The organism is Methyloversatilis thermotolerans (assembly GCF_000372885.1).
In the GTDB taxonomy this organism is placed as follows: Bacteria; Pseudomonadota; Gammaproteobacteria; order Burkholderiales; family Rhodocyclaceae; genus Methyloversatilis; species Methyloversatilis thermotolerans.
The window spans coordinates 3,009,383-3,022,634 of the sequence record NZ_KB889967.1; the positions used below are offsets into that span (position 1 = coordinate 3,009,383).

The window sequence follows — 13,252 nt, forward strand, 5'->3', positions numbered from 1 at the left end:
CGGACGCGCCGTTTCCCGGAATGACCGCATTCCAGCGTCGCGGATACCCGGCTCGCCGCACCGCGCTGCGCGGCGCCCGCTATTCCTTCCTGTTCGCGCTGGCCGTGATGACCACGCTGCCGGCAAGGGCGATGGCGCCGGATTTCGATACGGTCAGGGCGGCCTGGCGCTCGTCCGAGGCGCGCCTGCTGGATCGCCACGGACAGCCGCTGGCCGAACTGCGTCTGGATTTCAGCGAGCGCCGGCTGGACTGGGTGGATGCGCGGACGCTGTCGCCACCTCTGGTGCGCGCGCTGCTGGTGGCCGAGGACAAGCGCTTTCTCGAACACAGCGGCGTGGACTGGACGGCGCTGGCCGGCGCCACCTGGGACAATATCTGGCGCACGCTGGAGGGCCGCCGCCCGCGCGGCGCGTCCACGCTGACCATGCAGCTCGCCGGGTTGATCGATCCGGCGCTGAGCCTGCAGGGCAAGCGCCGCAGCGTCGGTCAGAAGTGGGACCAGGCCGCGGCCGCACGCGATATCGAACGGCGCTGGAACAAGGCGCAGATACTCGAAGCCTATTTCAATCTGGCCCCGTTCCGCGGCGAGCTGCGCGGCATTTCGGCGGCCAGCCACGGCCTGTTCGGCAAGGATCCGGGCAGCATCGATGCGCGCGAAGCGGTCGTGCTGGCCGCCCTGTTGCGCGGTCCGAACGCACCACCGGAACGCGTCGCACGCCGCGCCTGCGCGGTGGCGAAGCGGCTCAGTCCGCCGCCGCCGTGCGAGGCGCTGCAGGCGCTCGCCGAACGCACGCTGAGTCAGCGCTACCGACTGGAGCCGCGCTGGCAGGACGCTCTGCCACTGGCGCGACGCCTGCTGCGTACGCCGGGCGAACGACGCACCACCACGCTGGATGTGCGGCTGCAGAAGAAGACGCTGGACGCGCTGGGCAGCGCCCGCCGCGACGCGGCAGCGATCGTGCTGGACAACCTGACCGGCGAGGCGCTGGCCTGGGTGGGCGGCGAGGACAACGATGCGGTGGTGCGCCGGCTGCCGGCGGGCAGCGCGATCCAGCCCTTCCTCTACGGACTTGCACTGGAACAGCGCTGGATCAGCGCCGCCAGCGTGCTCGACGACAGCCCGACGCTGCTGGCCCTGCCGGCACGTCCGGCTGCGGGCGAAGGCAGCGGTCGCCTGCTCAGCGTGCGCAGCGCACTGTCGCGCAGCGCCGAGTTCCCGGCGCTGCGCCTGCGTGCCATGGTGGGCGACGAGGCACTGGCGCAGCGACTGCGTCAGCTCGAACTGGAGAGCAGTGCGGGCAGCGTGCGTGCCGCCCTGCCCGATCTGGCGAACGCCTATCGCGCGCTCGCCAACGAGGGACTGTGGAGTCCCTGGCTGCTCGAGCCGGTGTCATCGCCGAGTGAAGGCGCCGGCAGCGAGCGGCGCGTGTGGTCGCCCGCAGTGGCCTGGCTGATCGGCGACCTGCTGTCCAGCCGCAGCTCGCAGGCGAACGGCGGCGAGCGCAGGCTCGGGTTCGCCCGCGCGCACGGACGCAGCAGCGATGGCGGCACCCACTGGACCATAGGCTGGACGCGGCGCTACACGATCGCTGTGCGCGGCAGCCAGCCGATCGAAGGTCTGTGGCAGTCGGTGGCGCAGGCGGTGGATCCGCTGCCGCAGGAGGGCCTGCCTCCGCCGGCCGGACTGGAACGCACACGTGTGCATTTCGAACCCGACATCGAACCCGAACGCGATGAATTCTTCCTGCCGGGCACGCGCCAGGCCTTCGTCGATGCCACGCACGATCTGCCGGACGGACGGCCACGCATCGTGCTGCCGGCACCCGGGGTCAAGCTGGTGAGCGCGGCCATTCCCGGCGGACGGCAGCCACTGCTGTTCGAAGCGCGGCCGCCGCAGCCCGGTCTGGTGTGGCACATCAATGGCGAACGCGTGCCGGCGGTGGAAGGGCGCGCGCTGTGGGCGCCACGGCCGGGCCGGCACCGGCTGGTGCTGGAGGATGCGACCGGACTGCAGATCGAGGCGACCGAATTCGAAATCCGGCTCGAGCACCCGACGGCAGACACGCTCAGCGCGCTGCCGGCGCCTCGTACACCACCTGGCCCGACACCAGCGTCGCGCTGACGCGGCCGAGCACCTCGCGGCCCAGCCAGGGCGTGTTCTTGCCCTGGCTGCGCAGGGATTCCCGCGTGATGCGCAGCGGCGCCTCCGGATCGAAAATGCACACATCGGCGGCGCTGCCCACGCGCAGATGGCCGGCATCCAGCCCGAGCACCCGCGCCGCATCGGACGTGATGCGCGCCAGCGCGAGCGACAATGGCAACTGCATTTCACGCGCCCAGGCCAGCGTCAGCGGCAGCAACAGCTCCAGGCCGGTGGTACCCGGTTCCGCTTCGGCGAATGGCACCTGCTTGGCATCGTCATCCACCGGCGTGTGGTCGGAACACAGCGCATCGATGCGGCCGTCGGCCAGCGCGGCGCGCAGCGCCTCGCGGTCGAACTGGGCGCGCAGCGGCGGCACGGTGCGGCACTGCGGATCGAAATAGCCGATGTCCACATCGCACAGATGCAGCGCGTGGATGGCGACGTCGCAGCTTACCTGCATGCCATCCAGCCTGGCCTGGTCGATCAGCATGAGGCCGGCACGGCTGGAAATGCGGGTCAGGTGCAGCTTGCAGCCGGTGGACCGCGCAAGCTGAAGCAACCGGCCTATGGCCAGCGTTTCCGCGAGCACCGGAATGCCCACCAGTCCGAGCCGGGCCGCGATCTCGCCATCGTGCGCCACCCCGCCTGCGGCCAGATGCGGGTCGGTCGGCTGCAGCCAGACGGTGTAACCGAAGGTGGCCGCGTACTGCATGGCGCGGAACAGCACCTGGCTGTTGTCGACCGAAGAATTGGCCTGACTGAAGGCGATGCAGCCGGCATCGGTCAGTTCGCCCATCTCGGTCAGCCGCTCGCCCTTCAGGCCCACGGTCAGCGCGCCATGCGGATAGACATGGGCGAGGTTGAGCATGCGCGCGCGATGCTTGAGCATTTCCACCAGACCGGGTTCATCGAGCACCGGGTCGGTATCCGGCGGGCAGGCCAGGCTGGTGACGCCGCCGGCCACTGCGGCCGCCATTTCCGATTCCAGCGTGGCGCGGTATTCCTGCCCCGGCTCGCGCAGCCGCGCGCACAGATCGATCAGCCCGGGCGCCACCACCTGGCCCCGCGCGTCGACCACCCGGTTGGCATGGAAGCCGTCCGGGGCCGTGCCCAGCGCCACCACCTTGCCGGCGGCAATGAACACATCGGTCGGTGCATCGATGTCCTGCGCCGGGTCGACGAGCCGGCCACCCCTGATATGGATCTTCATGCGTTTCCTCCGCCCAGCATGGCCATCACCGCCATGCGCACCGCGATGCCGAAGGTGACCTGGGGCAGGATGACGGCCTGACGGCCATCGGCCACCGCCGAATCGATCTCGACGCCGCGGTTCATCGGGCCCGGATGCAGCACGATGGCATCCGGCCTGGCGAGTGCGAGCTTGTCCTCGGTCAGGCCGAAGAACTTGAAATACTCCTGCGCGCTGGGCAGCAGCGAACCCTGCATGCGTTCGTTCTGCAGCCGCAGCATCATCACCACGTCGACGTCGCGCAGGCCTTCGCGCATGTCGTTGAACACGCGGCAGCCGAGGCGCTCGATGTCGTGCGGCAGCAGCGTCTTCGGCGCAATCGCGCGCAGATCGGGCACGCCCAGCGTGGTGAGCGCATGGATCTGGCTGCGCGCCACGCGCGAATGCAGGATGTCGCCGACGATGGCCACGGACAGTTGCGTGAAGTCGCGCTTGTAGTGGCGGATGGTGTACATGTCGAGCAGGCCCTGGGTCGGGTGCGCGTGGCGCCCGTCGCCGGCATTCACCACATGGATGTGGTCGCGCCCGGTGGCTTCGAGATGCTGTGCGATCAGGTAGGGGGCGCCGCTCGACGCGTGGCGCACGACGAACATGTCGGCCTGCATGGCCGCCAGATTGTCCACCGTGTCGAGCAGGGTTTCGCCCTTGTTGGTCGAACTGGTCGCGATGTTCAGGTTGATCACGTCGGCCGACAGGCGCTTGGCGGCAATTTCGAAGGTGGTGCGGGTACGCGTGCTGTTCTCGAAGAACAGGTTGAACACACTCTTGCCGCGCAGCAGCGGCACCTTCTTCACCTCGCGCTCGGCCACGCCGGCGAAGGGTTCGGCGGTGTCGAGGATGCGCGTGATCACGTCGCGCGGCAGGCCCTCGGTGGTGAGCAGGTGCTGCAGCTCGCCGTGCTTGTTCAGTTGCGGATTGCGCGCCATGTTCACTCCGTATCCGGGGCCAGTCGCAGCAGGAGGCGGTCGTCCTCCTGTGCGAGCTTGACGCGCTGGCCGTCGGGCGGCATGTATCGGGTCGCGCAGTAGGTCGGCGCCACCGGCAACTGGCGACCGCCGCGGTCGATCAGCACCGCCAGTTCCACCCGCTGCGGGCGGCCGTAGTCGAACAGTTCGTTCAGCGCGGCGCGCACCGTGCGGCCGGTGTGCAGCACGTCATCCACCAGCACCAGGTGGCGCCCTTCCACATCGAAGGGCAGGCTGGAGCTGCGGGTGTCGCGCGCCAGGCCGCGCTGGGCGTAATCGTCGCGATAGAAGCTCACGTCGAGCGCACCGGGGGGCTGGGTGAGCCCCAGCTGCGCGTGCAGGCGCTGGGCCACCCACACACCGCCGGTGTGCAGACCGACCAGCGCGGTGTCGGGCGTGACATGCGGGCGCATCTGCTCGGCCAGTCCGGCGAGCAGGGCTTCTGCGTCAGGCAGTGACATCGAAATAGTCCTTCAGGATGAGCTGGGCCGCATGCGCGTCCAGTTGTTTCTTGCGCTCGCGCCAGTCCTTCATGGCGCGGCCGCCTTGATCGCGCAATTGCGCGTCCGCTTCGGTCGAGGTGTAGCGCTCGTCCTGCAAAGCCACCGGCAGCCGGTAGCGCCCTTCGAGCTGGCGTGCGAAACGTTGCGCGCGCGCCGTCATGTCGTGCGGCAGGCCGTCGGCGCTCAGCGGCAGGCCGACCACCAGCAGCACCGGCTTCCATTCGTCAAGCAGCGCTGCGATGCCGGACCAGCGCGCATCGTTGCTTGCCGCCTCCAGCGTGGTGAGCGGAGAAGCGGTGCGCAGCTCGCATTCGCCGACCGCGACACCGATGCGCTTCTCGCCGAAATCGAATGCAAGCACGGATCCGCGCGCGGGCAGCACGGCCGGATCAGGCATGCCCCGCCACGTCCGACAGCGTCGCGTAATCGACGCCCAGCAGCTGCATGGCAGCCACCAGACGCTCTTCCGGCGGAAGGGCGAAAATGATCTGCGGATCGGCACGCACGGTAAGCCATGCGTTCTGCGCCAGTTCCCACTCGATCTGGCCCGCCTGCCAGCCGGCATAGCCCAGCGTCACCAGCACGTCGTCCGGCTCGTGCTCGCCACCCAGCGCCTGCAGGACGTCGCGCGACGAGGTGAGCGCGAGGCCGTTGCCGATGTCGATCGAGGACTGGAAGTCGCCGATCGGCCGGTGCAGCACGAAGCCGCGGTCGGTCTGCACCGGCCCGCCGAAATACACCGGCTGGCCCTGGAAGCGCGGCGATTCGAGCGTGAGGTCGATGCGCTCGAACAGGTCATCCAGCGACATGTCGATCGGCTTGTTCACGATCACGCCGAGCGCGCCCTGTTCATTGTGTTCGCACACCAGGGTGAGCGTACGCGAAAAGTTCTTGTCGACCATGGCGGGCATGGCGATCAGGAAGTGTCCGGTCAGGTCGACCGTGGGCGTCGTGGGATGGGAAGACATGGGATGATTTTATCCGTTTGGGGCGCCTGTCGCGAACCGCATGTCCCGAGCGCGCTCCAAGGGGCCGTTCCGGTCCGGCAAGTCGGACCGCGCCCACCCTTTCGTCGTCACCCGGATCCGAGTTTCATGGCAAGAGATGCTTCCCGGCTGGTGTGGTTCCGCCGCGATCTGCGGCTGGACGACCACGCGGCCCTGTACCACGCATTGCGCGCGGGCGGCCCGACCTGGTGCCTGTTCGTGTTCGACACCGACATCCTGGACGAGCTGCGCGCCGAGGGCGTGAGCGCAGACCGACGGGTCGAATTCATCCTGGCTTCGATCCGCGAGCTGGACGACGCGCTGCGCGCGCTGGGCGGCGGGCTGATGGTGCGCCACGGCCGCGCGCAGGACATGGTGCCGGCCGTGGCTCGCGAACTGGGCGTGGCGGCGGTATGCGTGAACCGTGACTACGAGCCGGCGGCGATACGGCGCGACGCCGTGGTTGAGACTGCGCTGGCGGCGGCCGGCATCGCCCTGGAAAGCTGGAAGGACCAGGTGGTGTTCGAGTGCGACGAGGTGCTCACCCAGGGCGGCAAACCGTTCTCGGTGTTCACGCCGTACCGGAACGCCTGGCTGAAGAAGCTCACCGCCTTTCATCTGAAGGCCTATCCGGTGCGCACATACATCTCTGCGCTGGCCCCGCCGCCGCCGGGCGGCCTGCCCTCGCTGGCCGAGCTCGGCTTCGCGCCCACCAATCTGTCGTCGCTGAAACTGCCGACCGGCATGTCCGGCGCGGAGGCGCTGTTCGATGATTTCCGCGAGCGCATCGACCGCTACAAGACGCTGCGCGACTATCCGGCGGCCAAGGGCCCCAGCTATCTGTCGGTGCATCTGCGCTTCGGCACCCTGTCGATACGCCGGCTCGCGCGCGAAGCGCATGAGCGCGGCGGCGCCGGTGCCGAAACCTGGCTGTCGGAACTGATCTGGCGCGACTTCTATTTCCAGATCCTGTGGCACCACCCGCAGGTGGTCGGCGCCTGCTTCCGGCCCGAGTACGACGCGCTGCGCTGGGAGGACGACGACGCGAAGTTCAGCGCCTGGTGCGAGGGCCGCACCGGCTATCCGCTGGTGGATGCGGCGCAGCGCCAGCTCGCGCAGACCGGCTACATGCACAACCGGCTGCGCATGGTGAGCGCGTCCTTCCTGACCAAGGACCTGGGCATCGACTGGCGGCGCGGCGAACACTGGTTCGCGCGCCAGCTCAACGATTTCGACCTGGCGGCCAACAACGGTGGCTGGCAGTGGGCGGCGTCCACCGGCTGTGACGCCCAGCCCTGGTTCCGCATTTTCAATCCGGTCACGCAGTCGCAGAAATTCGATGCCGACGGCCAGTTCATCCGCCGCTACTGTCCCGAACTGGCGAAATTCGACAACACGCGCATTCACGCGCCCTGGCTGGCCACGCCGCTGGAACAGAAGATGGCTGGCTGCGCGATCGGCAGTGACTATCCGGCGCCCATCGTCGACCACGCCCAGGCGCGCGAGGCGACGCTGGCACGCTTCAAGGCGGTAAAGGGCGCCAGCGAGGCACCGGAGGACTGATCAGGGCTGTGCGAACACGTCGCGATAACTGGCGTACATCGTGCCGAAGGTGACCGGCAGCAGCACCAGCCAGCCCAGCATCGCGGGCAGCGACGCCAGCATCACCAGCACGAAGTACAGCAGGGAAAACACCAGGAAGGCCGGCGCGTTGCGCAGGCTGGCGAAAAAACTCACGCGCATCGCATCCAGCGCCGGCAGCCGGTGGAACACGATGAGGGCGGGCGCGAACCACACCGCCATCAGCACCGGCGCCATCAGTACGATGGCGATCACCAGCATGGAAGGTATGGCGGCCATCAGCACCGCCACGCCCGCCACCGCGGCCAGCCCGGCCAGCCCCGCGGTGACCGCCGACAGCAGCACCACCAGCATGCCGATCGCCAGCGAGGCGAGCAGATACCAGCCGCCGAGCGCCAGCAGCGGATTGACGCGTTCGCCAAAGCCGGCCCACAGCCAGGCGATGTCGAAAGGTTCGCCGCGCGACAGCGCGCGGCAACCCTGCATGAGGCCGCCTATCGTGACGGTAGCGAGCAGGGTCGCGGCAATCATGCCGAACAGCGGCACCAGATTGAGCACGACGACGGCGACCACCCACAGCAGCGTGACCACCACCCAGACGCCGGGCGCGGCCAGGAAGGCCTGCCAGCCCTGACGCAGCCATTCCAGGCCCTGGCCAGCGGCGACCGAACGGGAATCCGGCTCGGTCCGGTCCTTGCCGGGCGGCATATTGTCCGCACCCGGACTGGCGGAGGCGGGGTCGAAGGGATTGCGAGGGTCGGCGTCCATGCGCGCATGATTCCACAAGGTGGCCATACCGTCCGCACTGCGTTGCAGATGCACACTTGCGGCGGCGGGCATGTCGCCGATGTGCTCACAATCCGTGACATCAGGCGCCGCGTGTCGCGCTTGGCGGCCGGTGCAGCCGGTTTGGTTCTACACTGCACGGGTCCATTCAGGTCACCCGACCGGAGGTCGCCATGAAGCCCTTCATCCTGATCGCAGCGAGCACCGTGACCGCGTCGGCCTGCCTGTACGCCCCCGTACTGGCGGCGGCCGGCGGCAGCGGTCATGTGCCGGTCACCCCGCTGGGCAGCGATGCCTACGGACAGGGCGTGGGCGGCACCCCGGGCGGCACCCCGGGCGGCATGATAGGACAGCACCCGCGTGAGCTGATCCGGCCCAACGCGCGCAGCCGCACCACGGACATCTACCCGACCCTGCGCGGCACCCAGATCCGGGACTATTCCAGACCGGGCATGCGCATCGAGGAAGATGCGTACGGCACCAGCGTCTATCCGACCGCGCCTTACAGCAACGTCCGCGACTACAGCAAACCGGGCTGGCGCATAGAACAGCGCGATTGACCGGTCGCGGGCACTGACGGACATGCAGCGGCCGCACGGCGGCCACGGAATCGATGCAATGAACGAACTGCCCACACACCAGCTCACCATGACGGTGCTCATGACGCCCGACATGGCCAATTTCTCCGGCAACGTACACGGCGGCGCCCTGCTCAAGCTGCTCGACCAGGTGGCTTACGCATGCGCCGCGCGCTATGCGCAGTCCTATGTGGTGACCCTGTCGGTCGACCAGGTCATTTTCCGCTGCCCCATCCATGTCGGCGAACTGGTCACCTTCTTCGCCTCGGTGAACTACACCGGCAACACCTCGATGGAAGTGGGCGTGAAGGTGATGACCCAGAACATCCAGGAACACACGACCCGGCACACCAATACCTGCTATCTCACGATGGTGGCGATGGACGAGCATCGGCGGCCGACCCAGGTGCCGCAACTGGTTCCGCATACGCCGGATGAGCAGCGCCGGCATACGGCGGCCCAGGTCAGGCGGCAATTGCGCAAGGAATTCGACGCGCGCTTCCAGGAGCTGATGGAAGAGGAACAGGCCAAGGCCGGGCGCGGCGCCTGACGCAGCCTCCGCCGCTGCTTCATACTGTCGGGCATCCGCTCCGGAGGCCCGACATGATCGATTACGAGCACGACATATCGGCGATCGACGCCGACCTGATCCGCCATGGCATGGCGGCCATCCACCTGCTGCGCGCGGGCGACCAGGCGGCGCTGGTGGATTGCGGCACCGGCCATTCGCTGCCCAATGTCCGGGCTGCGCTGACCGCCCGCGGCGTCGCGCCGGAGGCGCTGCGCTACATCATCCTCACCCATGTGCATCTCGATCACGCCAGCGGCGCCGGAGCGGCGATGCGCGCCTTCCCGGATGCGCAACTCGTGGTGCATCCGCGCGGCGCCCGCCACATGGTCGATCCATCGAAGCTTATCGCCGGCGCCACGGCGGTGTATGGCGAACAGGCCATGGCCGTCATGTACGGCGACATCCTGCCGGTTGACGCCGCACGCGTGATCGAAACGCACGACGGCTTCGTGCTCGACTTCAACGGGCGGCCGCTGGAATTCATCGACACGCCCGGACACGCGAAGCATCATCACTGCATCTGGGATGCTCGTTCGGCGAGCTGGTTCACCGGCGACACCTTCGGCCTCGCCTATCCGGAATGCACGGTGGACGGTCGCGCCTTCATCTTCCCGACCAGTTCGCCGGTGCAGTTCGATCCGGAAGCCATGAAGGCCTCGGTGGAACGCCTGCTGGCGCGCAACCCGGAGGCCATGTTCCTGACCCATTACGGTCGCGTGACCCATGTACCGGAGCTGGGCCGCGCGCTGCTCGCGCGCATCGATGCACACGTGGCGATCGCGCGCGCCGCGGCCACCGCGGGGGACGGCCGCAAGCAGGCGCTGCTGTCGGCGCTGAGCCTCTATCTGATGGACGAGCTGCGCGCGCATGGCAGCCCGCTGACCCATGATGAGGCGATGGCGATCTGGGGGCTGGACATCGAGTTGAACGCGCAGGGGCTGGAGGTGTGGCTGGATGGCGCGGCGGCATGACCGCTGCGGCGCCGGCGGAACGGGCGCGGCGGCGATTCGCCAGCGGATGAGCGGCCTCCCGCGCGAGGCGCCGTCACCGGCCGCTGCCGCGCCAACAGCGACCGGCCGGCACCGTGGTTCCGGGTCTATGCCGACTTCTTGCGCGCGGCGGCCTTGCTGGCGGGTTTTTTCGCAGCGGCAGGTTTCTTCGTCGGCGCTTCGGCTTCGGTGTCCACCGCCGCATCGGTGGCCTTCGCCTTGGCACCGGCCTTGGGCTTGACCGGACGCGGTTCGAATTCGAAGCCGACCTTGCCATCCGGCTGCCGCACCAGGAAGGCGGAGAACTTGCGCTTGGTGCGCGAGGACACGAAGCCCTTCAGCAGGTCGGTGCGGCCGGCACCGAGCAGCTTCTGCATCTGTTCCGCTTCGATCGGCTGCTGCAGGATGATCTTGCCGGAGCGGAAATCGCAGGACTTGTCCGGCCCGACCGACTTTTCGCACACATAGGACATGGGCAGTTCGTACACGCCGGCGGAACATTTCGGGCATGGCCCGAGCGAGGTCTGCTGCGAAAAATCCACCGCTTCGCCGGCTTCGTCCTCGCGCGGCTGCCCGAAATCGAATTCCGGCTCCAGCTTGTCGTTGAGCTTGATCACCGCATTGAAGGGGCGGCCCATCTTGTTGCGGAATCCGGTCAACGGACCGACCTGACGCTCGCGCAGCAGCGTGTCGATCTCGTGCGTTTCGAACTGGCGACCGGCAACGATCTTCCACAGCGAGAAGTCGCAGCTCTGGCACTGGAACTTCTTGTAGTTCTCCTTCACGACACCGCCGCAACGCGGGCACTTTTCGGCCAGCGTGGCGAAGTCCCCCGGAATGGTGTCGCTCTCGTAGCTCTTGGCCTGATCGACGATGTGCTTGGTCATGTCGGCGATCTCGCGCATGAAGGCATCGCGCGACAGCGCACCGCGTTCGATCTGCGACAGCTTGTACTCCCATTCGCCGGTCAGTTCGGGCGAACTCAGCTCGTCTATCTTCAGGCCGCGCAACGCGATCATGAGCTGGAAGGCCTTGGCCGTCGGAATCAGCTCGCGCCCCTCGCGCAGCATATAGCTCTCGAGTATCAGGTTTTCGATGATCTGCGCGCGCGTGGCCGGAGTGCCGAGGCCACGGCCGGCCATGGCCGCACGCAGTTCCTCGTCATCTATCGTCTTGCCAGCGCCTTCCATCGCGGTCAGCAAGGTCGCTTCCGAATAGCGCGCCGGCGGCTTGGTCTGCAGCGCCTTGAGGATCATGTCATCGACGCGCGCCTGCTCGCCCGGCTTCACCGGCACCAGGCTGGCCGACGCGGTTTCGCTCTTGTCCTTGCCCTCTTCGTCGGCAATCGCCGCTTCCTTGCCATACACGGCCAGCCAGCCGGCATTCACCAGCACCTTGCCTTCGGTCTTGAATGCCTCGCCCTCGACGCGCGTGATGCGCGTCGTGATGCGGTATTCGGCGGCCGGGAAGAACACCGCCAGAAAGCGGCGGGTGACCATGTCGTAGATCTTGGCTTCCGCCTCGGAAAGCGACTTCGGCTCGGTGCCGGTCGGGATGATGGCGAAGTGATCGGAAATCTTGGCGTTGTTGAAAATGCGCTTGTTCGGACGCACCCAACCCTGCTTGACGATCTCGTTGGCGTGCGGCGCGTAGGTCTGCGGCAGACGGGCCAGCACATCGGTGACGGTCGGCAGGTAATCCTCCGGCAGCGCGCGCGCATCGGTACGCGGGTAGGTCAGCACCTTGTGCTTTTCGTACAAGGCCTGCGCGATCTGCAGCGTGACGCGCGCGGAAAAGCCGAAGCGGCCGTTGGCTTCGCGCTGCAGCGAGGTGAGGTCGTACAGCAGCGGCGACAACTGGGTCGACGGCTTGGCCTCTTCTTCCACCGTGCCGGTCTTGCCGGCGCATTTGGCCTGGATGGCTTTCGCCTTTGCTTCGTCCCACAGGCGCTCGGCGCGCGCGTGTTCGTCGCCTTCCGGCTTCCTGAACTTCTCGTCGAACCAGCGCCCGGCGTATTCGCCGGCGGCAACGCCGAAACGGCCTTCGATTTCCCAGTAATCGCGCGACTTGAAACGGCGGATTTCCTCTTCGCGGCGCACCACGATGGCCAGCGTCGGCGTCTGCACACGCCCGACCGTGGTCAGATGGAAACCGCCGGTCTTGGAATTGAAGGCGGTCATCGCGCGCGTGCCGTTGATGCCGATGAGCCAGTCGCTCTCGGCGCGCGACATCGCCGCCTGACGCAGCCCTTCGACATCGCGCGCAGCGCGCAGCGACGCGAAGCCGTCGCGGATCGCGGCCGCAGTCATGGACTGCAGCCACAGCCGCTCGACCGGCTTGTTCGTCTTGCTGTGCTCGACGATGTAATTGAAGATGAGTTCGCCCTCGCGCCCCGCGTCACAGGCGTTCACCAGGCCGTCCACATCCTTGCGCTTGATCAGCCGGGTGAGCAGACGCAGCCGCTCCGCCGTCTTGTCGATCGGATTCAGCGTGAAACGCGGAGGAATCACCGGCAGATGGGCGAACGACCACTTGCCGCGCTTGACCTCGTACTCCTCCGGCACGGCCAGTTCGAGCAGATGGCCGACCGCCGAGGACAGCACGTAGTCCTCGCTTTCGAAATAGTCGCCGTCGCGCGTGAAGCCGCCTACGGCGCGTGCGATGTCCTGCGCCACCGACGGCTTTTCCGCGATGATCAGTTTCTTGCCCATGGATGCCCGGACCCTGCGCCGGCTTGTGCGTGCAGGATGCACGCGGGATCAAGCGGCGGGAAAGCGGCGCATGATAGGGACAAAAAATCGGAACAGGCAAGCCGTGCGGCGGCAAAGGCGCGCACTGTGACCGCTCGCGCCGTCGCAAACCCCCTCGCGTCGAGGCTTTCGCGCCTCGTCGGCAGCGGA

General features: G+C 67.7%; 12 protein-coding genes. 5 read left to right on the forward strand and 7 right to left on the reverse strand.

The window, feature by feature from the left end; translation table 11 throughout:
* Positions 1–20 precede the first annotated feature (20 nt).
* A complete protein-coding gene (locus A3Q7_RS0113590; protein ID WP_018412443.1) occupies positions 21–2,123 on the forward strand; it encodes a transglycosylase domain-containing protein in 2,103 nt (700 codons plus the stop codon).
* On the opposite strand, the gene A3Q7_RS0113595 is transcribed toward A3Q7_RS0113590, so the two are convergent.
* Genes A3Q7_RS0113595 through A3Q7_RS0113615 form a run of 5 tightly spaced genes read right to left on the reverse strand, consistent with a single transcriptional unit; the run spans position 2,068 to position 5,829 of the window.
* Positions 2,068–3,354 carry a dihydroorotase gene (locus tag A3Q7_RS0113595; protein WP_018412444.1) on the reverse strand — a complete coding sequence of 429 codons (1,287 nt, stop codon included), beginning with the start codon at positions 3,352–3,354 and terminating at the stop codon, positions 2,068–2,070. The two genes, A3Q7_RS0113590 and A3Q7_RS0113595, sit on opposite strands and share 56 nt — an antisense overlap.
* The gene (locus A3Q7_RS0113600; RefSeq protein ID WP_026224822.1) at positions 3,351–4,319 is read right to left on the reverse strand and encodes an aspartate carbamoyltransferase catalytic subunit; all 969 of its coding nucleotides are present in this window, start codon (positions 4,317–4,319) and stop codon (positions 3,351–3,353) included. The genes A3Q7_RS0113595 and A3Q7_RS0113600 overlap by 4 nt, the downstream gene beginning before the upstream one ends.
* A gap of 2 nt (positions 4,320–4,321) precedes the next feature.
* The gene (gene pyrR / locus A3Q7_RS0113605) at positions 4,322–4,819 is read right to left on the reverse strand and encodes a bifunctional pyr operon transcriptional regulator/uracil phosphoribosyltransferase PyrR (protein ID WP_018412446.1); all 498 of its coding nucleotides are present in this window, start codon (positions 4,817–4,819) and stop codon (positions 4,322–4,324) included.
* Positions 4,806–5,258: a Holliday junction resolvase RuvX gene (ruvX, locus tag A3Q7_RS0113610; protein ID WP_018412447.1), complete on the reverse strand. Its 453-nt coding sequence runs from the start codon at positions 5,256–5,258 to the stop codon at positions 4,806–4,808. Before ruvX ends, pyrR begins: the two co-directional genes overlap by 14 nt.
* Positions 5,251–5,829, reverse strand: a complete 579-nt coding sequence (locus tag A3Q7_RS0113615; protein ID WP_018412448.1) for a YqgE/AlgH family protein — start codon at positions 5,827–5,829, stop codon at positions 5,251–5,253. The genes ruvX and A3Q7_RS0113615 overlap by 8 nt, the downstream gene beginning before the upstream one ends.
* A gap of 126 nt (positions 5,830–5,955) precedes the next feature.
* On the opposite strand from A3Q7_RS0113615, the gene A3Q7_RS0113620 reads away from it, so the two are divergent.
* Complete coding sequence (locus A3Q7_RS0113620) at positions 5,956–7,410, forward strand: cryptochrome/photolyase family protein (protein WP_026224823.1); 1,455 nt, start codon at positions 5,956–5,958, stop codon at positions 7,408–7,410.
* Here A3Q7_RS0113620 and A3Q7_RS0113625 read toward each other — a convergent pair whose 3' ends face one another.
* On the reverse strand, positions 7,411–8,268 hold the full coding sequence (locus A3Q7_RS0113625; protein WP_018412450.1) for a BPSS1780 family membrane protein: 858 nt from the start codon (positions 8,266–8,268) through the stop codon (positions 7,411–7,413).
* 119 nt (positions 8,269–8,387) lie between these two features.
* Here A3Q7_RS0113625 and A3Q7_RS0113630 point away from each other — a divergent pair, with 119 nt between their 5' ends.
* The 3 genes from A3Q7_RS0113630 to A3Q7_RS0113640 are packed head-to-tail and all read left to right on the forward strand — an operon-like array spanning position 8,388 to position 10,334.
* Entirely contained in the window at positions 8,388–8,774 is a 387-nt protein-coding gene (locus tag A3Q7_RS0113630; RefSeq protein ID WP_018412451.1) for a hypothetical protein, read from the forward strand.
* Positions 8,775–8,832: 58 nt separating this feature from the next.
* Positions 8,833–9,342, forward strand: coding sequence for an acyl-CoA thioesterase (locus A3Q7_RS0113635; RefSeq protein WP_026224825.1), 510 nt, complete (start codon positions 8,833–8,835; stop codon positions 9,340–9,342).
* 53 nt (positions 9,343–9,395) lie between these two features.
* Positions 9,396–10,334: an MBL fold metallo-hydrolase gene (locus A3Q7_RS0113640; RefSeq protein ID WP_018412453.1), complete on the forward strand. Its 939-nt coding sequence runs from the start codon at positions 9,396–9,398 to the stop codon at positions 10,332–10,334.
* 125 nt (positions 10,335–10,459) lie between these two features.
* Here the strand turns inward: A3Q7_RS0113640 and A3Q7_RS0113645 are convergent, their stop codons facing one another.
* Entirely contained in the window at positions 10,460–13,063 is a 2,604-nt protein-coding gene (locus tag A3Q7_RS0113645) for a DNA topoisomerase III (RefSeq protein ID WP_018412454.1), read from the reverse strand.
* Between the last annotated feature and the right edge of the window lie 189 nt (positions 13,064–13,252).